Here is a 21,150-nt window from a genome sequence, read left to right on the forward strand (position 1 = left end):
GCCCCTCGACAAGCAGCCCCCGCCCGGCTACGAATCTGTCCATGAATCGCTACTGCTTCCTGCTCCAGGTTCGTCCGGAACGCCTGGAGGAGTACAAGGAACGCCACTCCCCGGTCTGGCCGGACATGCTGGCGGCGCTGCGCGACTCCGGCTGGACCAACTACTCGCTCTTCGCCCGCCCCGACGGCCTGCTGGTCGGCTACGTGGAGGCGGAGGACCTGACCGCGGCGCAGGAGGCGATGGCCCGCACCGAGGTGAACGCGCGCTGGCAGGCCGGGATGTCCGAGTTCTTCGTCGGCCTGGACGGCCGCGCGCCGGACGAGGGCTTCCTGCTGCTGGACGAGGTGTTCAACCTGGAGGACCAGCTCGGCGCCATCGGCTGACCGGGCTCCGAACCGGCCGTGGTCATGCGCGATTCGCCCTCGCCGGGCGGATCGCACATGACCACGGTGGAACGGCTCAGGCGCGGGTCGGGCTCTGGTTCTGGTTCTGGTTCTGGCCAGGGCTCTGCGCGGCCTCATCGGTCACGGGGCGCTCGCCGTCTTCGAGCGGGGTCTCGCTCTCGCCGAAGCCCTCGGCCGCCGGGGTGATCGAGACGGTCTGGCGCAGGGCCACCTCCTCGATGAACAGCGTGGCGATCAGGCCGACGATGCCGACGACCGCGGCCACCACGAAGATCCGGGCTGTTCCGTCACCGTAGGCGGCGCGCACCACCTCGGCGATCGGGGCGGGCAGGCTCTTCACGTCGAGGGTGCTGCCGCCCGACGCCATCGACGAGGCGTCCACGCCGATGGCCACCAGGCCCTTGGCGATCAGGTCGGTGACGTGGTTCGAGAGCACCGCACCGAGCACGGTCACACCGACCGCACCACCGAGCGAGCGGAAGAACGCGATGACGCCGCTGGCGGCACCGATCTCCGAGACGTCGACGGTGTTCTGCACGGCCAGCACCAGGTTCTGCATCGAGGCGCCGACACCGGCCCCGACGAAGACCATGTAGACCGCGATCAGGGCCAGCGACGTGGTGTGGTCGATCGTGCCGAGCAGGCCGAAACCGACCACCAGCAGGGCGACTCCGCCCACGATGTAGCGCTTGTAGTAACCGGTCGAGACGATCAGCCGGCCGACGATGATCGAGGAGACCATCACGCCGAGCATGAGCGGCATGGTGAGAAGGCCCGCCTCGGTGGGCGAGTAGCCGCGGGCGACCTGGAAGTACTGGCCCAGGAACACCGAACCGCCGAACATCGCGATACCGACGGCCAGCGAGGCGACGACGGCCAGCAGGGTGGTGCGCTTGCTGATGATGGCCGGCGGGACCACCGGCTCCTTGACCCGGCGCTCCACCACCACGGCGAGGGCCAGGATCACGGCGGCGCCGATCAGGAAGGCAGCGGTCTGCCAGGACATCCAGGCGAAGTCGTCACCGGCGAAGGAGACCCAGATCAGCACGGCGCTGACGGCCGCGGCGATCAGCGTGGCGCCGCCCCAGTCGATCGAGGCCTTGCGCGGGTGGTGCTCCAGGTGCAGCGTCTTCTGGATCAGGCCGAGCGCGATCACGGCCAGCGGCACGCAGACGTAGAAGCACCAGCGCCAGCCCAGCGAGCTGTCGACGATCACGCCGCCGATGAGCGGGCCGCTGACCGTCGCGAGCGCCATCACCGAGCCGAGGTAGCCGTTGTAGCGGCCACGCTGGCGGGGCGGGATCATCGCGCCGATGACTGTCTGGGCCAGGGCGGTGATGCCGCCCATGCCGATGCCCTGGATCACGCGGAAACCGATCATCTCGCCGGTGTTCTGCGAGGCGCCGGACAGCGACGAGCCGATCACGAAGATCACGATCGACAGCTGGAGCAGGAACTTCTTGTTGAACAGGTCGGACAGCTTGCCCCAGATCGGGGTGGTGGCCGTCATGGCCAGCAGCGTCGCGGTGACCAGCCAGGTGTAGGCGCGCTGGGTGCCGTCGAGGTCGGCGATGATCGTGGGCAGCGCGTTGCTGACGATGGTCGAGCTGACCATGCCGACGAACAGTGCCGCCAGGATGCCGACCAGCGCCTCGACGATCTCGCGGTGCGACATCTCGGCCTGGTGGTGTGCCGGTGCGCCGCCTAAGGGCTGCTGCGACGGCGGGTTGACCGTGCTGGAACTCATGCGTGGACCTTTCTCGTACTGCTCGTTTCACCGGTCGCCGGAGCCGCGCGGTGCGCCGTCGGATCGCCGCGGTGCGACGCCGGATCGTTTTCGTGAATGGCTTGCTGAAGGGCCTCGTCCAGCCGGACGAGCTGGGCGCAGAGTTGCTGCGCCTCCTCGTCGGTCCAGCCGCTCAGGGCCTGAGTCACCTGGGCGACCCGGGCCGAGCGCATCTCGGCGAGCCGCTCGGTGCCGGCCTCGGTGACATGTGCCAGCCAGGCCCGCCCGTCCTGCGGATCGGGCCGGCGGGCCGTGAGCCCCGCCGCCTCGAGCACCGACAGCTGGCGGCTGACCACCGAGTTGTCCACACCCAGCAGCTCGGCCAGGCCGGAACAGCGCACCTCGCCCAGGCTCTCGACCTGGCTCAGCAGCATCATCGTGCTGAGGGAGAGGGGATGCCGGCCGGACAGCGACTTCATCGACCGGCCGAGCGACTGGAGCTGACGGAACAGATCGGAGACCGCCTCGGCGGTGACAGCCATGGCCGCCTTCTTCCAAGGGATATTTGCTTGCCTCAGACAACTATAGACGGAACCGTTGCACAGGGCAACTAGTTGCCTCGTTCGGGGGACGGGGCGGGCGCGAGGCAAGTGCGCTTATAAAGTGGCGGCGTGTCACAGGACGATCCACAGACCGCCCAGACCCCGACGCCGCGCGCCTACGTCACCATCGAGCAGGAGCTCACGGTGCTGATCCGGCGGGCGCGCAGCTTCTCCGCGCAGATGTCCCGGGAGTTCCACCCGGATCTGGAGCCGGGCGCCTACGCCATGCTGCTCTGGCTCGACGACGTGGGCTCGGCCCGGATGACCGAGATGGCGGCCTTCTTCGGCATCGGTAAGCCGACCGTGTCGCGCCAGCTCCAGCTGATGGAGAAGCTCGACCTGATCACCCGGGAGGTGGACGAGAACGACCGGCGGGCCCAGCGGCTCATGCTCACCGAGAACGGCGCCACCCTGGTGCACCGGGCCCGCGAGGCCCGGCGCGCGCACTACAAGGTCACCCTCGCGGACTGGCCCGACGACGATCTCGACCGCTTCGCCGAGCTGCTCACCCGTCTCAACGAGAGTCTCAGCCGGCCCACCAACTAGGGACGACGCGAGACCGGCCAGGCTCCTCGTCGTCCTCGATTTTCACCGTGCCGCCACCGTGCTGCCCTAGGGTCGGGTTGTCCACGAAGAACCTGTGAATTCTGGGGAGCATGGTGTCGGAGCTCGACGTGTTCGACGTGATCGTGATCGGGGCAGGCCCCGCGGGCGAGAACGTGGCGGGACGCACGGTGGCGGGCGGGCTGAGCACCGCCGTCGTCGAACGGGAACTGGTCGGTGGGGAATGCTCCTACTGGGGCTGCATCCCGAGCAAGACCCTGATCCGCCCGGGCGACGTGATCGCCGCCGCCCAGCGGGTGCCCGGTGCCGCCGCGGCCGTCACCGGCACCATCGACGTGCAGGCCGCCCTGGCCCGCCGCGACTGGATGACCTCCAACTGGGACGACTCCGGCCAGGTGCCGTGGCTCGACGAGGTCGGCATCACGCTGGTGCGCGGACACGCCCGGCTGACCGGCCCGCGCACGGTGCAGGTCACCGACTCCGAGGGCGTCACCCGCACCCTGACCGCGAACCGGGCGGTGGTGCTGGCGACCGGCACCAAGGCCGTGGTCCCGCCGATCCCGGGTCTGGCGGAGGCCAACGCCTGGACCAACCGCGGCGTCACCGAGATGAAGGAGATCCCGCACCGGCTCGTGGTGATCGGCGGCGGTTTCGTCGGCGCCGAGATGGCGCAGGCGGTGAAGCGGCTGGGCGCCGCCGAGGTGACGGTGCTGGAGGGCGGCCCGCACCTGCTCTCCCGCGAGGAGCCCTTCGCCGGCGAGGAGGTGGGCAAAGCCTTCGCCGCGGAAGGCATCTCGGTGCGCACCGGGGTGCACGCCACCGCCGTCACCCGGCACGACGACGGCACCGTGACCGTCACCCTGGACGACGGCGCCGAGGTCACCGCCGACGAGCTGCTGGTCGCGACCGGCCGCAAGCCGGCCACCGAGGAGCTGGGGCTGGACACCGTCGGGCTGACCCCGGGCCGGCCGGTCGAGGTGGACGAGCAGCTGCGCGCCACCGGGATCGCGCAGAACGACTGGCTCTACGCCGTCGGCGACGTGAACGGCCTGGCCCTGCTCACCCACATGGGCAAGTACCAGGCCCGCATCCTCGGCGACGTGCTGCTGGGCAAGGACGCGAAAGACCGTTCCAGCCGCGACGTGGTGCCCCGGGTGACGTTCACCGACCCGCAGGTCTGCGCCGTCGGGCTGACCGAGAAGCAGGCCCGGGAGCGGGGTCTCGACATCCGGGTGATCAGCTACCCGACCGGCGGCGTGTCCGGCGCCGTCACCTCGGGCGACGGCATCGAGGGCACCAGCCAGATCATCGTCGACACCGCCCGCGAGGTGATCGTCGGCGCCACCTTCACCGGCCCGGGGGTGTCGGAGCTGCTGCACTCCGCCACGATCGCGATCAGTGCCCAGGTGAGCATGCAGGACCTGTGGCACGCCGTGCCGAGTTTCCCCACGGTCAGCGAGGTCTGGCTGCGTCTGCTGGAGGCGTACGGCCTCTGACCGGACTCTGACCGGTTGACTCCCCCGGACAGAACGAAGGACGGCGATCGGCTCGCGGGCCGATCGCCGTCCTTCGTTTTTTGCCCTTAGTTCGTGGGCGCCTGCTGCCGCGGGGCGCGGCTGGGCCGGCTGCCCGCGGGACGGCCACCCCGGCCACCCGCACCGCTGCCGGAGCCACCACGACCGGCGCCACCACCGGCGTAACCGCCACCGTGACCACCGGAACCGCCGCCGGAGCGACGACGCTGACCGCCACCACCGGCACCGCCACCACGGCGCTCGGGGCGCTGCGGGGCGAGCGGGCGCACCTCGACGGGCTCACCCGACTCGGCGATCTCGCGGACCGCGGCGTGGCCCGGGTGGACCTCGTCGGTGGTCGCGGTCACCGAGGCGTCCCGGTGCAGCCGGTTGATCTCGCGACCCTGACCCGGCTCGGTGAACGCGACGACCGTGCCCCGGGCCCCGGCGCGCGCGGTGCGGCCGGAACGGTGCAGGTAGTCCTTGTGGTCACCGGGCAGGTCGTAGTGCACGACCAGGTCGACGTCGTCGACGTGGATGCCGCGGGCGGCGACGTCGGTGGCGACCAGCACGCGCGGCGAGCCGGCGGCGAACGCGTCCAGCGCACGCTGGCGCTGGTTCTGGTTCAGGTTGCCGTGGATCGCCGTGGCGTCGGCACCGGCACGGCTCAGCTGGCGGGCCAGCCGGTCGGCGCCGTGCTTGGTGCGCACGAAGAAGATGGTGCGCGCCGGGCGCACCGCGATCTCGCTGGCCACGAGCAGCTTCTCGGCCGGGCCGCTGAGCGAGAAGACCTTGTGGTCCATCGCCGTGGCGGCGTCGGTGGTCGGCTTGACCGCGTGGAAGGCCGGGTCGGTGAGGTACTCGGTGACCAGCTTGTCCACGCCGCCGTCGAGCGTGGCCGACAGCAGCAGACGCTGGGTGTCGGCCGGGGTGGCGTCGAGAATGCGCCGGACCGCGGGCAGGAAGCCCAGGTCGGCCATGTGGTCGGCCTCGTCCAGCACGCTGATCTCGACCTGCGACAGGTTCGCCGCACGGCGGTCCATCAGGTCGATGAGCCGGCCCGGGGTGGCCACGACCACGTCGACACCGCGACGCAGGGCGTCCATCTGCCGGGAGATCGACAGACCGCCGACGACCGTGGTGACCCGCAGGCCGAGCGGGCGGGCCAGCGGGTTGAGGGCCTCGTTGACCTGGCGGGCCAGCTCACGCGTGGGCACCAGGATGATGGCGCGCGGCGTGGAGGCCACGCGCTGCTTGGGCTCGGCGGCCAGGCGCGCCAGCACCGGGATGCCGAAGGCCAGGGTCTTGCCGGAGCCGGTCTGGGCCCGGCCCAGGACGTCACGCTTGGCCAGGGCGTCGGGCAGAACGCGGGTCTGGATCGCGAACGGCGCCTCCATCCCCTCGCCGGCCAGGGCGGTGACCAGCTGACGGGGCAGACCGAGCTCGGCGAACGACTGGTCGGCCGGGGCGGGCGCCTCGACGGCCGCGATCAGGGCCTGCTCGAGCGGGCTCGGGCCCGAGGACTGACGGGGACGACCGCCGCCGGAGCGGCGGGGACCACCCGGACGGCCGGAGCGGCGGGGACCGCCACCGAAACGAGAACCGGAACCGGACGTACGGGGACGATCAGAGGTGTACGGCATGTATGTGCAACTACTCCATCGGTGCGCAGGGGAAGGCCACGCCGTTCGGAGACGCCGGACCCCATCGAGAGGTTCGACCGGAGGCTCCGACTGACCGATGAAGGCCATGGCTGTCTGTCGGCGAACTTCGCCGGAGCGACAGAGTGTGGAGCGACTCTTTACGTGCGACCACGCGGACGGCTCGCCCGCAAGAGAGGCAGCGCTGTTCACGCCGCCAGGACCCACAGCGTACCAGCGGGAAGATTTCTTCCCGGCGCCGGTGATCTTGCCGGTGTGTGAACCGGGAGTTACCCGGTTGCGCCAGCCACACCTATCACTCGGTCGAGATAGGCGTTGCTGAAGCGCCCGGCCGGGTCGAGCTTGTCCCGCAGGGCGGCGAAGTCCCCGAGCAGCGGATACACCCGGCGCAGCGCCTCGGCGTCCAGACCGTGGATCTTGCCCCAGTGCGGACGGCCACCGTAGTCGGTCATGATCCGCTCGACCGCGCCGAAGTACCCGCCGTGCCCGGCCCAGACCGGAACGTGCACCGAGACGAACCCGGTCTCCCGGCCGGAGGCCATCGACAGCGGGATGTCGTCCGGAGCACCCACCCGGATCTCCACCGGGAACCCGATGCGCCAGTCCGAGTGGTCCACCGCCTGCTGGATCCGGCGCACCGCCTCGGGCATCGCGGCCCGCGGGATCGCGTACTCCATCTCCTTGAACGGCACCCGGCGCGAGGTGGTGAAAACCTGGTCGGAGCGGTCGGTGTAGATGCTGGAGCCCCAGACCCGCACGGCCACCCGGTTCATCGGCGCGACCGCGGCCGGCACCCGGCGGCCGGCCCCGACCATCACCCGGAACACGTCGTTCGCCAGCAGCTCGTGGTCGAACCAGCGGCGGAACCGGCCCAGCGGGGCCAGCTCGGTCTCGATCGGCAGGCGGGTCTTGTAGCGGGTCTGCACCCGGTCGGTGTGCGGAAACCAGTAGACCTCGAAATGGTCGATGGAGTCGGCGTACTCGTCGAACCGGTTGAGCACCTCGGCGAGCGGCAGCGGCCGCTCCTCGGCCCGCAGCGCGAACGCCGGCACGGCCTGGATGGTCACCGCGGAGATCACGCCGAGCGCCCCCAGCCCGACCCGGGCGAACTCGAACACCTCCGGGTTCTGCGTGGCCGAGCAGTTCAGCACCGTGCCGTCCGCCGTCACCAGTTCCAGGGCCCGCACCTGGGTGGCGATCACGCCGAACCGGCTTCCGGTGCCGTGGGTTCCGGTGGAGACCGCCCCGGCCACGGTCTGCCGGTCGATGTCGCCCAGGTTGGTCATCGCCAGGCCGACGCCGGCCAGGATCGGGTTCAGGCGGTGCAGCGGCATCCCGGCGTCCACCGTGACCAGGCCGGTGGCGGTGTCGATGGAGCGCACCCCGGCGTGCCGGTCGAACCGCATCTGCTGTTCCTCGGGGCGGGCGATGCCGGAGAACGAGTGGCTCGACCCGACCGGGCGGATCCGCTGCCCGGCAGCGGCGGCCCGGCGCACCGCCTCGACGATCTCCTCGGTGCCCTTGGGCCGCACGACCTCACACTCGGCGGTCTCGCACCCCGCCCAGTTGGCCCAGCCGATACCCGATCCCATTCCGCCTCCTCGCAGAAATAGGACAGCCGTCCAGTTCGGGACAGCTTGCCTCGACCACGGGGAGTGAGTCAACGGTCACATACACACCGTGATGTCATCTTGACCGATTCGCCCGATACGCCGACGCTTGCCCGCATGACGGCCACCATCACCCCGGCAGCCACCAAGATCCGTCTCGACACCGCGACGGCCCATCTGGACCCACCGGTGGCGGTGATCGACCTGCCCTCGCTCGAGACCAACGCGGCCGACCTGCTGCGCCGGGCCCAGGGCAAGCCGATCCGGCTGGCCAGCAAGTCGATCCGCTGCCGCGCCGTGCTGGAACGGGTGCACGGGCAGCCGGGTTTCGCGGGTGTGCTGGGCTACACGCTGGCCGAGGCGATCTGGCTGGCGACCGACCCCACCCATCCGTTCCCGGACGTCGTGGTCGGCTACCCCACCGCCGAGCGCGGCGCGCTGCGCCGGCTGGCCGCGGACGAGGTGGCCCGGGAACGCGTCACCCTGATGATCGACTCGGCCGAGCAGCTCGACTTCATCGACGCCGCCGCGCCCGGCCATCCGGAGATCAGCGTCTGCATCGACCTGGACGCCTCGCTGCGCGCCGCCGGCGGCCGGGTGCACATCGGCATCCGCCGCTCCGGCGTGTTCACCGCCGACGACGCCCTGGCGCTGGCCCGCACGGTGGCCGGGCGGCCGGGTTTCCGGCTGACCGGGATCATGGCCTACGAGGGGCAGGTGGCCGGGCTGGGCAACCGGCCGGCCGGAAAGCCGCTGTACGGGCTGGCCGTCACCGCCATGCAGGCACTGTCGGTGCGCGAGCTGGCGGCCCGCCGGGCCGAGGTGGTCGCGGCCGTGGACGCCGAGTTCCCGCTGCGCTTCGTCAACGGCGGCGGCACCGGCAGCCTGGAGACCACCACCGCCGAGGACGCCGTCACCGAGCTCACCGCCGGTTCCGGGCTCTACGGGCCGGGCCTGTTCGACGCCTACCGGCAGTTCTCGGTGGCCCCGGCGGCGCTGTTCGGCACCGACGTGGTGCGCCGTCCCCGGCCGGGTTTCGTCACCGTGACCGGCGGCGGCTGGATCGCGTCCGGGCCGGCCGGCGCCGACCGGGTGCCGATTCCGACCTATCCGCAGGGCCTTTCGCTGACCGGCACGGAAGGGGCGGGCGAGGTGCAGACCCCGCTGCACGGCGTGGTGGCCGACGTCCTGGCGGTCGGCGACCGGGTCTGGTTCCGGCACGCCAAGGCCGGTGAGCTGGCCGAGCACGTGGCCGCCTTCCAGCTGGTCGGGGCGGACGGCACGGTGCAGGAGGTGCCCACCTACCGGGGCGAGAACCAGCACTTCCTCTGACCTGGGTGTTCGGCTGATCCGCCGGGAAGATCTTCCGGAACCGCCCCGGGTTGCCGCAGGCTGTCGGCATGGCTGACGTCGTGGTGGTGGGTGGCGGGATCATCGGTCTGACCTGTGCGGTCCGGCTGCTGGAGGCGGGGCACCGGGTGCGGGTGGTCAGCGCGCACCCGCCCGAGCTCACCGTGTCGGCGGTGGCCGCGGCGGTCTGGTACCCCACGCACATCGACGCCGACGACCGGGTGCTGGTGTGGGGGCAGCAGGCGCTGCTCGAGCTGGCCCGGCAGGCGTCCGAGGGGGTGCCCGGGGTGACCATGCGCAGCAGCCGCATGCTGCTGCGCGGTGACACGGCCACCCCGTGGTGGGCGCAGGGCGTGCCGGAGTTCCGGCTGGAACCGCCCCCCGACGAGCGGTTCACCGGCGAGTGGCGGTTCACCGTGCCGGCCGTGCAGACCCGCTCGTACCTGTACTGGCTGATCGAGCAGGTGGAGGCGCTCGGCGGCACGATCGAGCGGCGCCGGCTGGACTCCCTGGCCGAGGCCGGGACGGACGCCGGGGTGGTGGTCAACGCGACCGGCCTGGCCGCGCGCGAGCTGGTGCCCGATCCCGCGGTGCACCCGATCCGCGGCCGCATCCTGGTGCTGACCAACCCGGGCATCACCGTGTCGCACCGCGACGAGGACGATCCCGAGGGCGGCGTGTACGTGCACCCGCGCAGCCGGGACGTGGTGGCCGGCGGCACCTTCGAGCCCGGGCAGGACGACCTGTCCCCCGACGCCGGGGTCACCGACTCGATCCTGCGGCGCTGCGTCGCGATGGTGCCGGAACTGGCCAAGGCCCGGGTGCTGCGCGAGGTGGCCGGCCTGCGCCCCGGACGGCACGGCGGGCCGCGGCTGGAGGAGGACCCCGAGCCGCTGCCCGGCGGCGCCCGGCTCGTGCACTGCTACGGGCACGGCGGTGCGGGCATCACCCTGAGCTGGGGTTGTGCGGACGAGGTGGCCCGGCTGGTGACCGCCTGACATCTCCAGGTCGTGACCCGGACGCGATCGTGGGGCCCACCCGCTGCCAGGGTGGACCCCACGATCGTGAAACCGTGCTGCTACAGCTGAGTATCGATCTCGCTGCCGGATCGGGTCAGGGTCACCGTCACCTCCGACACCTCCAGCCCGCTGGTCTCGCCCAGCTGCTGGAATTCGTCAATCGCGTCCTGAACGGTACCGATCGTGCTGTTGTTGTTCAGGAGAGCGTTGACCGCTGCCTGATCGGAACTCTGCTGCTGATCGATTCTGTCCTGATCAGCCATCACCTCCTGGGTCGCTTGCAGGTCCCGGTCCGCGAGGATCTGGTCCTGTAGCTGGGCCTGCTGGATGCCGAACGCCTCCAGCCGGGCCTGATTGGCATCGGCCCGTTGCTGAGTCTCCAGCTCGGCCTGTAGTTGGGCCTGGCGCTGATCCTGCCGGTCCAGCACCGCCCGCTGAGCCTGGTCCGCCTGTTGTGCCTGGGTCGTCAGCTGGGCCTGTCGGTCCGTGGCGGCCTGGGCCTCCTGCGTTCGCAGCTCGTTTCGCTGGGCCAGTAACTGGGCCTGCTGGCTGATCGCCGTACTGGTTTCCCCGAGATCACCGATGGGGCCGATGGTCATTGTCAGCACCTCGATTCGATCGACGGTAACGGACCTCCACAGCATCGGCCCGGACCGCCCCGGCGGTTACACCCCCGGTGCGCCGTTCGGCGGAACGAGAAGTCGCATCCGCCCGGCCGGGCTAGCCACCGGTTGCGTGATCCGGCGCCGCGGGCGTGCAATGCGCCGCATCACCTCAGGACCCCGAACGCCCCGTGTCCACGGCGTTCTGGATGATCGGGGCCAGCACCTCCACCACCTCGGCGGGCGGGGCGGAGGCCAGCGGTTCCAGACCGATCACGTAACGCGCCAGCATGATTCCGGCGATCTGGGCGAATGCCGTGGCGGCGACCTCCCGGGTGGTGCCGAAAGCCTGCTCCAGCCGCGGCATCAGCACCTTCTCCAGCACGGCGCGCAGCGTGCGGCCGGCCGGCTCGCCGGTCATCGCCCCCCGCAGCAGGGCGAGAAGCGGTGCGCGGCGCTGCTCGTCGGACCACACCTCGACGATCAGCGTGGCCAGGCGCCGGCCGAACTGCTCCGGCGGGCCACCGGCCACCAGCTGGGGCAGCACCTCGAACGGGTTCACCGGGAAGTCGACGGAGGCGATGAACACCTGCTCCTTGGAACCGAAGAAGTGGTGCACCAGCGCCGGGTTGACCCCGGCCCCACCGGCGATGGCCCGGATCGTGGTGCCCTCGTAACCCCTCTCGGAGAAGAGCTTCCGGGCCACGGCCAGGATCTCGTCGCGCGTACCCGAATTGCCGGGGCGCCGTCCCGCCACCTGTTCACCGCTCTCCTAGGCCGATTTCCGCCGCAGCGTCACCGCCCCCAGCCCGAGGGCGAGCACCGCCGCCGCTGCCACGATACCGAGATCCCTCGGCAGGTCCTGGTTCGTGCCGGCCGCGATCCGGTTCACCCCCTCGACCGCGTACGACAGCGGGAACACCGCCGACACCGCCTCCAGCACCGGCGACATGCTCTCCCGGGGCACGAAGAGACCGCACAGCAGCACCTGCGGCATCACCACCAGCGGCATGAACTGCACGGCCTGGAACTCGCTGCGCGCGAAGGCACTTCCGAGCAGGCCGAGCGCCGTGCCGAGCAGCGCGTCGAGCGCCGCGACCAGCGCCAGCAGCCACAGCGGCCCGGCCACGTCGAGCCCCAGCCAGGTCACCGTGACCAGCACCACCAGGCCGACCTGGGCCAGCGCCGCCAGCCCGAACGCCAGCCCGTAGCCGAGCAGCAGGTCGAGGCGGCCCAGCGGCATCGTCATCAGGCGCTCCAGCGTGCCGTCACGCCGCTCCCGCAGCGTGACCACCGACGTCACCAGAAACATGATGGTGAACGGAAAGATGCCGATCAGCGCCGGGGCACTGGCACCGAACCGCTGCGGCGAGTCCAGCACGTAGCGCAGCAGCATCATCAGCACGGACGGGAAGAGCAGCAGCAGCCCCACCGTGCGCGGGTCGTGCGCCAGCTGCTGGAGCACCCGCCGGGCCGTGGCCCAGGTGCGCCGCGGGCTCATACCGCCACCTCCGGCGTGGCTTCCCGCGCCACCAGGTGCACGAAGGCACGCTCGGCGTCGGGTTCTCCGGTGCGGCGCAGCAGTTCGGCCGGGGTGTCGTGGAACAGCAGCCGGCCGGCGCGCAGCAGCATCAGCTCGTCGCAGCGCGCGGCCTCGTCCATGGCGTGGCTGGACACCAGGACGGTGGTGCCGTCCGCCACGAGATCCCGGAACAGCTGCCACAGTTCGCCCCGCAGCACCGGGTCCAGGCCGACCGTCGGCTCGTCCAGCACGATCAGCCGACTGCGCCCGAGCAGGGCCGCCGCCAGCCCCACCCGCGATCTCTGACCGCCGGAAAGCAGCGCCGTCACCCGGTTCTCGTATCCCTCCAGGCCGACCATGGAGACCACCCGGGCGACCTCGCCCGGGTCGTCACCGCGCACGGCGGCGAAGTAGCGCAGGTTCTCGGCGACGCTGAGATCCGGGTACACCGCCGCCGTCTGGCCGGCGTAACCCACCCGGGTGCGCAGAACCGGCGACCCGGCCGGATGCCCCAGCACCGTCACCGACCCGCCGGAGATCCGCTGCACCCCGACCAGGGCGCGGATGAACGTGCTCTTGCCCGACCCACTGGGCCCGATCAACCCGGTGATCCGCCCCTCCGGGATGCCGGCGTCGATCCCGTGCAGCAACTCGCGGCCGCCGCGGCCGACCCGCAGCCCGCGCACCTCGACCGAGACTGAATTAGCCATGTGTTTAATTTGCGCCCGGGTGGGTGCGCTGTCAAGCGAAAGGGCGGACCGCGCCGGACGACACCGGCGCGATCCGCCCTCGGGACGAGGACCCGCGAACCCCTACCCCAGGAACTCCCGCAGCCAGTCGTACTGCTCGACCTGCTGGTGCGCCTGCCCGCCCTCGTGGTCGTTGTAGGCCCACTCGCGGATGCTCTTCTCGCCGCCCCAGGCGTTGTAGGCGCCGTAGACGGTGGACGGCGGGCAGGTGGCGTCCATCAGGGCCACCGAGAACAGCGCCGGCACGGTGGCGCGGCGGGCGAAGTTGACGCCGTCCACGTAGGAAAGGGTTTTCATGAGCTGACCGGTGGCGTTGCGGCGCCGCGAGGAGAAGGCGATCAGCTCGTCGTAGGGCGCCCGGGTGGCGGTCCAGGCGGCGCGCGGGAAGTCGCAGAGGAAGGGCACGTCGGGCAGCACCGCCGCGGCCTCGCCGAGCACCCCGCCGGCGATCGCCAGTCCCCCGCCCTGACTGATGCCGGTGGTCAGCACCCGCTCCGCGTCGACCGCCTCCAGCTCCCGGGCCACGTCGACGGCGCGGACCGCGTCGGTGATCAGCCGGCGGTAGTAGTGGGTCCGCGGTGACTCCCAGCCCTGGGTGACGAAGCCCGGGCTGGACGGGCCGCCGGTCGCCCCGGCGTCGGCCGTGTCGCCTCCCTGACCGCGGGTGTCCATCACCAGGTGCGCGTAACCGCCCTGCGCCCAGCCGGTCCGCTCGTGCGCCAGGCCGCGGCCGCCGGTGTAGCCGATGTACTCGACCAGGCAGGGCAGCGGCTCCCCGCCGCGGTTGGCCGGCAGGTGCAGCCAGCCCCTCACCGGCTGGCCGGCGAACCCGGAGAAGGTCAGGTCCCAGGTGTCCACCGTGGCCAGGCGGTTGTCCACCGGCTCCAGGCGGGTGCCGGACGCTGCCTCGCGCGCCTCCTTCAGGGTGTCGCGCCAGAACTCGTCGAAGTCGTCGGGCTGCTCCACCGACGACTGGTACGAGCGCAGCTGATCGAGCGGCAGATCCGCGTAACCCACGATTTCTCCTTCAGAACAACAACAATGGACGACGAAGAGCCTCAGCCGGAGCAGGCGTGCGCCGCCGCGCCGATCAGCGGCGCGTGTTCCGGGTCGGCGGCCACCCGCAGCACCACGTCCCGGGCCAGCCCCTTGCGCAACGGCGGCTCGATCAGGTCGAACGAGCCGGCGATCGACCCGCCCAGCACCAGCACCTCGGCCCCGAAATCGCGCACGTGGGGCGACAGCGCCTCACCCAGCGCCCGGAAGGTGCGCTCCAGCAGCGCGGCGGCGACCCCGTCCCCGGCCCGGGCCAGCGCGGCGATCTCGTGCACATCCAGGTGCTGCCCGGTGAGCTCCGCGTAGCCCCGGCGGATGGCCCGGCGCGACACCGTCTCCTCCAGCTCGGCGCCGCCCCAGACGATGAAATGTGCCTCGCCGTCGGGAGGTACGCCCGGCCCGGACGAGAGAGCCACCCCGTCCGCCACGAACGCCGACCCGACACCGGTGCCCAGCGTCAGGCAGATCGCCCGGCGGAAGCCCCGGGCCGCCCCGGCCGCGTACTCGCCCAGGCCGAAGGCGTCCGCGTCGTTGAGGAAGACCACCCGGCCGGGCGCCGCGGGCAGCCCGGCGGTGAAGGCGGCGCGCACGTCGAACCCGTTCAGCGCCTCGAACTTGCCCACGCCCTCGAACCGGCCGATCCCGGCGTCGTAATCGAACGGGCCGGGCATCGCGATGCCCCAGTCCGTGCCCGGCGCGACGTCCAGCCAGGCCGCCCCCTCCAGCAGGGTCTGCACGAAAGATGCCGCCGAGCAGTCCGGTTCGACGTGCCAGCGACGCATCCGGGTCACCGACGGAAGCGCCGCGTCCAGCGACACCAGCGCCGCGGTGAGATGCGAACCGCCGACCTCCAGCACCGGAACGGCTGATCGCACAACGGATTCCGGGCGCACGGCAGCCCCGGGACCGGGCGTGGCTTCAGGGCGGACGTCGGCGCTCACGGCTCGATCACCACGTTCCGCAGCGGCAGGCCGTCGCGCACCGCCTCGGCCTGCGAGCGCACCAGCGCGGCCACCCGCGGCGCCATGGCCGCGGAGTTGCCGCCCACGTGCGGGGTGATGATGACGTTCTCGAGGTCCCAGAGCGGGTGCCCCGCGGGGAGCGGTTCCGGGTCGGTGACGTCGAGAGCGGCGCGGATCCGGCCGTCCTTGAGCGCCGCGACCAGATCGTCGGTGACCACCACCGGCCCGCGCGAGACGTTGACGAGCAGGGCGCCGTCCTTCATCGAGGTCAGGAACGCCGCGTCGGCGAGCCCGCGGGTGGAGGGGCTGAGCGGAACCGCGAGCACCACCACGTCGGCGTGCGGCAGCAGGTCCGGGAGCTCGCCGATCCCGTGCACGAGCCCACCGGCGTCCGTGCGTGGAGACGACGCGACACGCACCAGGGTGATCTCGAACGGAGCGAGCCGCGTCATGATCGCCCTCCCCACGCCACCCTGGCCGATCACCAGCACGCGGGAGTCGGCGAGCGACCGGGTGGTGCCGGAGCGCCACTCGCCCCGGCCCGCGGCCCGCACGTACCCGGCCAGCTCACGCTGCGCGGCGATGATCAGCCCGAGGGTCAGCTCGGCGGTGGAGGTCTCGTGCACCCCGGCCGCGTTGCAGAAGGTGAAGCCCGGCGGCAGCAGCTCCTCGACGCCGTCGAACCCGATGCTCTGGCTCTGCACCGCGCAGGGGCCGACCTGGCCGAGGGCGGGCAGCACGTCCGGACCGGACATGTACGGCGGCACCACCAGGTCGAGGTCGGGCCGGGGTGGTGGCCCGTCCAGCGCCCACCGCACCACCTCGATGCCGGGCAGCCCGGACAGGGCCTGAACGAGCTCGTCACTGGGCAGACTGACCACGATCGTCATGCGGCAGAGCCTTACATCCCGATGTGTCCGACCGCCAGGGGTAGGCAGGTCATGTCCGGCCGACAAGGTCTTCGCGCGGTGGTGGTTCGGCCAGGTCCACGGCGAGGGCCAGCTCGCGCAGGTCATCCGGCGGCAGGTGCGGGTCGAGCGCTGCCCGGGTGGCCCGCTCCCGGGCGCCGAACGTGGTCGGGCGGTCGAAGAGCGTCGAATAGGGGACGACGTCAGCGGCCGCGACCCGCACCCCGTCGAACCGCAGCACGCCGCCGTCCTCCTCGGAGGCGGGCGACACCCTGGACGACGCCATGGCCAGCGCTGTGGACGGCGCTGTGGACGGCGCTGTGGACGACACCCCGAGGTCGTCGCGCCCGATCACGGCGAGCACCTCGTCGGGTTCGTCGGTCTCCTCGGCCAGTTCGTCCACCAGCACGGCGCGCACCACCAGCCGGCCGGCCTGCGGCACCCCGGCGGCGCAGGGACTCTCGCCGTCGAGCCGGTACACGCCGTTGCGCCGGCGGCACAGGGTCAGGGGCATCGGGCCGGCCGGACCGGGAGCACCGGCCCGGGCCGTGTGATCGGGCCAGGCCGTGTGATCGGCCCGGCCGCCGAACCCCGCTCCGACACCGGCGAAACAGGTTCCGGTGAGCGCCTCGGCGAAGAGGCGGCGCTGCTGTTCCGGGGACCCCTGCTCGGCCAGGGCCCGCAGGAAGAGCGAGTGGCCGTGCAGCAGCAGGGCGAGGTGCGGGGCGCTCGCCGCGAGCAGGCGGTGCACCTCGGCCAGCGTGGTCACCGAGCACTGCGGACCGCCGAACCGGGCCGGCACGGTGAGGCCCAGCAGTCCGGACGCGGCGAGCGCGGCCGGTCCAGGGGTAACGCCACCGACACACCAGGACAGCAGTCGCCCGGCCGCCGCCAGGGCCTCGGCGTCGGGGGCGTGGGTCCGGGTCATCACCATGGCGCCAGGATGCTGGACGACGGCCGCGCGGGGAATGACCCGGCGCACAGCTCACAGCGAAAAGACGCCGATGCGACGCGATCACTCCCGTTCGGTCACGTCAGAACGGGCAACGTGAACGGAGGGTGAAGTCCGAGACCCTGAAAAGGCGCTGCGGATACCGCAAGTCGATCCTCGACATCGCACACCCTATCTCCTATCTCAGCTTTGGTGCACCCCAAGCGTGGAACGGCCGAGGTCCAGACCCTCCAGCCCGGCCAGGTCGGAGAGCGTGAGCAGGTCGCCGACGCGGTGCAGCCTCGGCTCCACGGTGGGGGCCCGGCGGGTGGCGATCGTGGCGATGTGGGCGATGAACGGCAACTGGTGACGCCCGGACGCCCAGCTGGTCACGCTGTCCGGGCCCTGCCCGGCGCGGGCCACCACCTGCCAGCCGTCGGTGCCCGGCAGGTGGAAGGCCGGGGGCAGCCGGTCCGCCCCGCGCACCCGGGTCAGGCCCCGCAGCAGCGCGGTGCTGAGCGCGTCGCCGGTGGCGAACCAGGTGCGCACCGGGCGGCCCAGGCTCGCGGTGAGCCGGCTCTGGCCGGGGAAGTCCACCCGGGCCATCGTGCGGCGGGTGCCGTCGGGCAGCGTGATCCGCTGCCGGCCGCTGAAGTTCAGCACCTCCTCACCGGTGGCCGGGTCGGTGAAGAAGTGACCGAGCAGGGCGTAGGTGGAACCGGTGTCGGCCGCGTTCTCCGGGTCACCGGCGCCGAGCACCACGCCGATCTCGACCGGGTCGGCCATCGAGACGGTGCCCGGGCTGTGCGCCACCGCGTCCCGGGCCAGCAGTCCGGCCAGCACCGGGATCAGCCGGGCCCCGGCCAGGATCGGTGTGCGGGTGTGCAGCCCGGCCAGCTCCGACAGGTAGGCGGCGTGGTCACCGATCTCGACCAGGGCGGCGCCGGCCGCGGTGACCCGCTCGGCGACCCGCCGGTCGTGCCGGCCCGAGGCGTCCACCACCACCGTGGCCTGCCCGGCGGCGTGGTGCAGGTCGGCCAGGTCGCCGCGCCAGCGCACGGTCTGCTCGTAGCGGCCCGGGTCACGCCCGGCCAGCACCGCGGTGACGCCGTTGCGCCCCAGTTCGGCGGCGACGGCCTGGCCGACCGCACCCTGACCGTCGAGGACAAGTGCCCGCACGTGAAGCTCCTTCGTGGATCTACGACCGCTTTCCCACTATGCGTGAGGTTGTCCTGGACCGCCCGGCGAGGGCTGCGCGGCGTCGTGATCGCCGCTGCGCGGGCGCGGAACGACGGCGTCCTTGGCCGGTGGAACCGGAACACCGGCCGCCACCACCCGGTTCCGGCCCTGCTCCTTGGCCCGGTAGAGCGCCGCGTCGGCCCGCTCCGTCACCTGCTGCGGCGTCTCGCCGGGCAGCACGCAGGCCACGCCGACGCTCGTCGTCATCACCCCGTACGGCTCGTTGCCGGGATGGCTCAGCCGGGCCTGCTCCAGCGCGCCGCGCTGCCGCTCGGCCACCTGCCGGGCCTGGTCCAGGTCGACGCCGCGGATCAGCAGCAGCAGTTCCTCGCCGCCGTAGCGGTAGATCCGGTCGCCGCCGCGGCTGGTCCGGTCCAGCAGCATCGCCACCGATTGCAGGGCCAGGTCGCCGGCCTGGTGCCCGAGCCCGTCGTTGTAGGCCTTGAAGTGGTCGAGGTCGAACAGCGCGACGGCGTAGCGCTCCCCCTCCGCCGCCCGCTCGTCGGCGTCCCGCAGGTCGTCCACCAGCTGGAGCCGGTTGGCGATGCCCATCAGCGGATCGGTGCGGGAGTCGAGCCGCAGCGCGGCGTTCGTGCGCCGCAGCGCCGAGCCGCGGATCGCCAGCAGCACGCCGACCATGCCGACGCCGATGCTGAGCGCGCCCATCCGGGCGTCCCGTCCGGTGGCCACGATCTGAACCGCCGACAGCAGCAGGAACGACACTGTCGGCAGCACCCCGCCGCGATTGCGCGCACCGGTCAGGTCGGCGCGGCCCTCGACCGGCCGGGCCGCCCAGGCCCCGACACCGATCAGCATCATGCCGATCGACCAGGCCGGGTCGAGCAGGCTGTCGCCCACCAGGTAGGTCTGCCCGAGCAGCGGCGGTGCCCAGGCCACGAAGGTGCCGGCCTCCACCACCAGTCCGGCCAGCACCGCGCCGAGCCCCCAGTTGTGGCGCAGCTGAAGCGATCCGGCGACCACGGCCTGGATCATCACCATCGCGATCGAGACGTAGACGAAGGGGTAGGCCAGGATCGTCACGACCGCCACCGGCCCCAGCGTCGACCTCTCGATCTGCGGCCAGAGCAGCACCAGCAGCAGCACGCAGACGGCGGCACCCAGCGGGGCCAGCTCCATCCAGGACAGATCGCGGCGACGGGTGCGGGCCCGGCCCAGCCGGCGCAGCCCGGCGGCCGAGACCACCCCGGCGCCGAGCCACAGCACGTCGGAGACCGTGGGCGAGGGCGGATATCTGCCGGTCAGCACGAAGCCGTCGTAGATCACCACGGCGGCCAGCCAGCACAGCTGGCCGGTCAGCAGCAGGCCCCAGCCCTCGCGGTCCGGGGCGCTGCCCGCCGCGGTCCGGGCGAGCAGGGTGCCCAGCACCGCCACCCCGCCGGACACCACCCAGTGCGCGCAGGTCAGCCACAGCCCGAGCTCGCTCCCGGTCAGGGGCACGGCGACGAGCAGCCCCAGGCACACCAGCGCGAGGCCGAGCAGCACCGCCCGGGCCCGGTGTGCGGGCCCGGCGGCGCGATCCACCGAGGCAGCCATGCCGCGTCCCCCTCCCGGCACCGACGTCCCCTGCTGGATCGGCGGGCGTCCACCCGCACTTGACCGATACCGGCGACCCGGCCGGACATATCTCGCCGACCGGGCGGCACCGGGGCATGATCGGCTTCATGACCGGCATCCCGACCGCGCCCCTTCTCGTCGTCATCGGCCCCTCGGGCAACGGCAAGTCCACCCTCGGCACCGCGCTCGGCGCCGCCCTCGGGGTGCCCTTCGAAGACGCCGACGACCTGCACCCCACCGCCAACGTCGCGAAGATGACGGCCGGCATCCCGCTGACCGACGACGACCGCGCGCCCTGGCTGACCACGGTGCACGAGCACCTCGCCGCGGCGTCCGGCAGCGGGCTGGTGATGGCCTGCTCCGCGCTGCGGCGGCGTTACCGCGACCGGCTGCGGGAAGAGCTGCCGCAGCTGGGTTTCGTCGCCCCGGAGGTGTCGCGGGAGGTGCTGACCCGGCGGGTCGCCCAGCGACAGGGCCACTACATGCCGTCGAGCCTGGTCGACTCCCAGCTCGCCGCCTACGAGCCGCTGCTGCCCGACGAGCCGGGCCTCCCGCTGAACGGCGAGGACGAGCCCGGCGCGCTGGTCGGCCAGGTCCGGCGCTGGCTCGCGAATCGTCCCTGACCGCGCCGGATCTCCCTGCTGCAACGTTGGTGCAACGTCGCGCGTGGCACGGTGACGGCGTCGCCGGACGGAGCCGTCCGGCCCCAGGGAGGTTGCGATGCCCGAACCCGCCTTCGATCCCGCCACCGACTACCCGGTCAGCACGAAGCGCCCGGACCTGCTGAGAACTCCCACGGGCAAGCCGATCTCCGAGCTGACGATGCAGAACGTGGTGTCCGGGCGGGTGCAGCCGGAAGACCTCCGCATCGCTCCGGGCACCCTGCGGATCCAGGCCGAGGTGGCCGACGCCTCCGGCCGCCCGCAGCTCGGGCAGAACTTCCGCCGGGCCGCCGAGCTGATCGCGGTCTCCGACGCCCGGGTGCTCGAGATGTACAACGCCCTGCGCCCGCACGCCTCCACCCGGGAACAGCTCCTGGCGATCGCCGACGAGCTGGAGAGCGGCTACGGCGGGCAGGCCACGGCCGCCCTGGTGCGGGAGGCCGCCGAGGTGTACGAACGCCGCGGCCTGCTGGCCGCCCCCGAGGCCTGACGAC

The 21,150-nt window shown here is 72.3% G+C and carries 21 protein-coding genes; 7 read left to right on the plus strand and 14 right to left on the minus strand.

The window, feature by feature from the left end:
- The first annotated feature begins 41 nt into the window (after positions 1-41).
- Positions 42-383, plus strand: coding sequence for an L-rhamnose mutarotase (locus KIH74_RS34205; RefSeq protein WP_214160591.1), 342 nt, complete (start codon positions 42-44; stop codon positions 381-383).
- A gap of 76 nt (positions 384-459) precedes the next feature.
- On the opposite strand, the gene KIH74_RS34210 is transcribed toward KIH74_RS34205, so the two are convergent.
- A complete protein-coding gene (locus tag KIH74_RS34210; protein ID WP_214160592.1) occupies positions 460-2,151 on the minus strand; it encodes an MDR family MFS transporter in 1,692 nt (563 codons plus the stop codon).
- Positions 2,148-2,672, minus strand: a complete 525-nt coding sequence (locus KIH74_RS34215) for a MarR family winged helix-turn-helix transcriptional regulator (RefSeq protein WP_214160593.1) — start codon at positions 2,670-2,672, stop codon at positions 2,148-2,150. The genes KIH74_RS34210 and KIH74_RS34215 overlap by 4 nt, the downstream gene beginning before the upstream one ends.
- Before the next feature lie 129 nt (positions 2,673-2,801).
- Here KIH74_RS34215 and KIH74_RS34220 point away from each other — a divergent pair, with 129 nt between their 5' ends.
- Entirely contained in the window at positions 2,802-3,278 is a 477-nt protein-coding gene (locus tag KIH74_RS34220; protein WP_308114079.1) for a MarR family winged helix-turn-helix transcriptional regulator, read from the plus strand.
- A 110-nt stretch (positions 3,279-3,388) separates the two neighbouring features.
- Positions 3,389-4,792, plus strand: coding sequence for a dihydrolipoyl dehydrogenase family protein (locus KIH74_RS34225; protein WP_214160594.1), 1,404 nt, complete (start codon positions 3,389-3,391; stop codon positions 4,790-4,792).
- 86 nt (positions 4,793-4,878) lie between these two features.
- On the opposite strand, the gene KIH74_RS38205 is transcribed toward KIH74_RS34225, so the two are convergent.
- Both KIH74_RS38205 and KIH74_RS34235 read right to left on the minus strand, forming a co-directional pair.
- Complete coding sequence (locus tag KIH74_RS38205) at positions 4,879-6,453, minus strand: DEAD/DEAH box helicase (protein WP_214160595.1); 1,575 nt, start codon at positions 6,451-6,453, stop codon at positions 4,879-4,881.
- 287 nt (positions 6,454-6,740) lie between these two features.
- Entirely contained in the window at positions 6,741-8,063 is a 1,323-nt protein-coding gene (locus KIH74_RS34235) for a D-arabinono-1,4-lactone oxidase (RefSeq protein WP_214160596.1), read from the minus strand.
- 135 nt (positions 8,064-8,198) lie between these two features.
- Between KIH74_RS34235 and KIH74_RS34240 the strand changes: the two genes are divergently transcribed.
- Both KIH74_RS34240 and KIH74_RS34245 read left to right on the plus strand, forming a co-directional pair.
- Entirely contained in the window at positions 8,199-9,413 is a 1,215-nt protein-coding gene (locus KIH74_RS34240) for an alanine racemase (RefSeq protein WP_214160597.1), read from the plus strand.
- A 68-nt stretch (positions 9,414-9,481) separates the two neighbouring features.
- Positions 9,482-10,429 carry an FAD-dependent oxidoreductase gene (locus tag KIH74_RS34245; RefSeq protein WP_214160598.1) on the plus strand — a complete coding sequence of 316 codons (948 nt, stop codon included), beginning with the start codon at positions 9,482-9,484 and terminating at the stop codon, positions 10,427-10,429.
- An 80-nt stretch (positions 10,430-10,509) separates the two neighbouring features.
- Here KIH74_RS34245 and KIH74_RS34250 read toward each other — a convergent pair whose 3' ends face one another.
- The 10 genes from KIH74_RS34250 to KIH74_RS34295 form a co-directional block, all read right to left on the minus strand.
- Positions 10,510-11,049, minus strand: a complete 540-nt coding sequence (locus KIH74_RS34250; protein ID WP_214160599.1) for a hypothetical protein — start codon at positions 11,047-11,049, stop codon at positions 10,510-10,512.
- A gap of 175 nt (positions 11,050-11,224) precedes the next feature.
- A complete protein-coding gene (locus KIH74_RS34255) occupies positions 11,225-11,809 on the minus strand; it encodes a TetR/AcrR family transcriptional regulator (RefSeq protein ID WP_214160600.1) in 585 nt (194 codons plus the stop codon).
- A 15-nt stretch (positions 11,810-11,824) separates the two neighbouring features.
- On the minus strand, positions 11,825-12,553 hold the full coding sequence (locus tag KIH74_RS34260) for an ABC transporter permease (protein ID WP_214160601.1): 729 nt from the start codon (positions 12,551-12,553) through the stop codon (positions 11,825-11,827).
- Positions 12,550-13,284: an ABC transporter ATP-binding protein gene (locus KIH74_RS34265; RefSeq protein ID WP_214160602.1), complete on the minus strand. Its 735-nt coding sequence runs from the start codon at positions 13,282-13,284 to the stop codon at positions 12,550-12,552. The genes KIH74_RS34260 and KIH74_RS34265 overlap by 4 nt, the downstream gene beginning before the upstream one ends.
- Positions 13,285-13,386: 102 nt before the next feature.
- Positions 13,387-14,340: an acetylxylan esterase gene (locus KIH74_RS34270; protein ID WP_214160603.1), complete on the minus strand. Its 954-nt coding sequence runs from the start codon at positions 14,338-14,340 to the stop codon at positions 13,387-13,389.
- A gap of 41 nt (positions 14,341-14,381) precedes the next feature.
- A complete protein-coding gene (locus KIH74_RS34275; RefSeq protein ID WP_214160604.1) occupies positions 14,382-15,254 on the minus strand; it encodes an ROK family protein in 873 nt (290 codons plus the stop codon).
- A 62-nt stretch (positions 15,255-15,316) separates the two neighbouring features.
- Entirely contained in the window at positions 15,317-16,231 is a 915-nt protein-coding gene (locus tag KIH74_RS34280; protein WP_214160605.1) for a 2-hydroxyacid dehydrogenase, read from the minus strand.
- A 49-nt stretch (positions 16,232-16,280) separates the two neighbouring features.
- Complete coding sequence (locus tag KIH74_RS34285) at positions 16,281-17,183, minus strand: acyl-CoA dehydrogenase family protein (RefSeq protein WP_214160606.1); 903 nt, start codon at positions 17,181-17,183, stop codon at positions 16,281-16,283.
- Positions 17,184-17,384: 201 nt separating this feature from the next.
- Positions 17,385-18,359, minus strand: a complete 975-nt coding sequence (locus KIH74_RS34290) for a hypothetical protein (protein WP_214160607.1) — start codon at positions 18,357-18,359, stop codon at positions 17,385-17,387.
- Positions 18,360-18,395: 36 nt separating this feature from the next.
- Entirely contained in the window at positions 18,396-19,973 is a 1,578-nt protein-coding gene (locus KIH74_RS34295; protein ID WP_214160608.1) for a GGDEF domain-containing protein, read from the minus strand.
- 128 nt (positions 19,974-20,101) lie between these two features.
- On the opposite strand from KIH74_RS34295, the gene KIH74_RS34300 reads away from it, so the two are divergent.
- Together KIH74_RS34300 and KIH74_RS34305 are read left to right on the plus strand one after the other, a co-directional pair.
- Positions 20,102-20,617: a gluconokinase gene (locus KIH74_RS34300; protein ID WP_214160609.1), complete on the plus strand. Its 516-nt coding sequence runs from the start codon at positions 20,102-20,104 to the stop codon at positions 20,615-20,617.
- Between the two features lie 97 nt (positions 20,618-20,714).
- A complete protein-coding gene (locus tag KIH74_RS34305; protein ID WP_214160610.1) occupies positions 20,715-21,146 on the plus strand; it encodes a diol dehydratase small subunit in 432 nt (143 codons plus the stop codon).
- Positions 21,147-21,150: the final 4 nt, after the last annotated feature.

The organism is Kineosporia corallincola (genome assembly GCF_018499875.1).
Classification (GTDB): Bacteria; Actinomycetota; Actinomycetes; order Actinomycetales; family Kineosporiaceae; genus Kineosporia; species Kineosporia corallincola.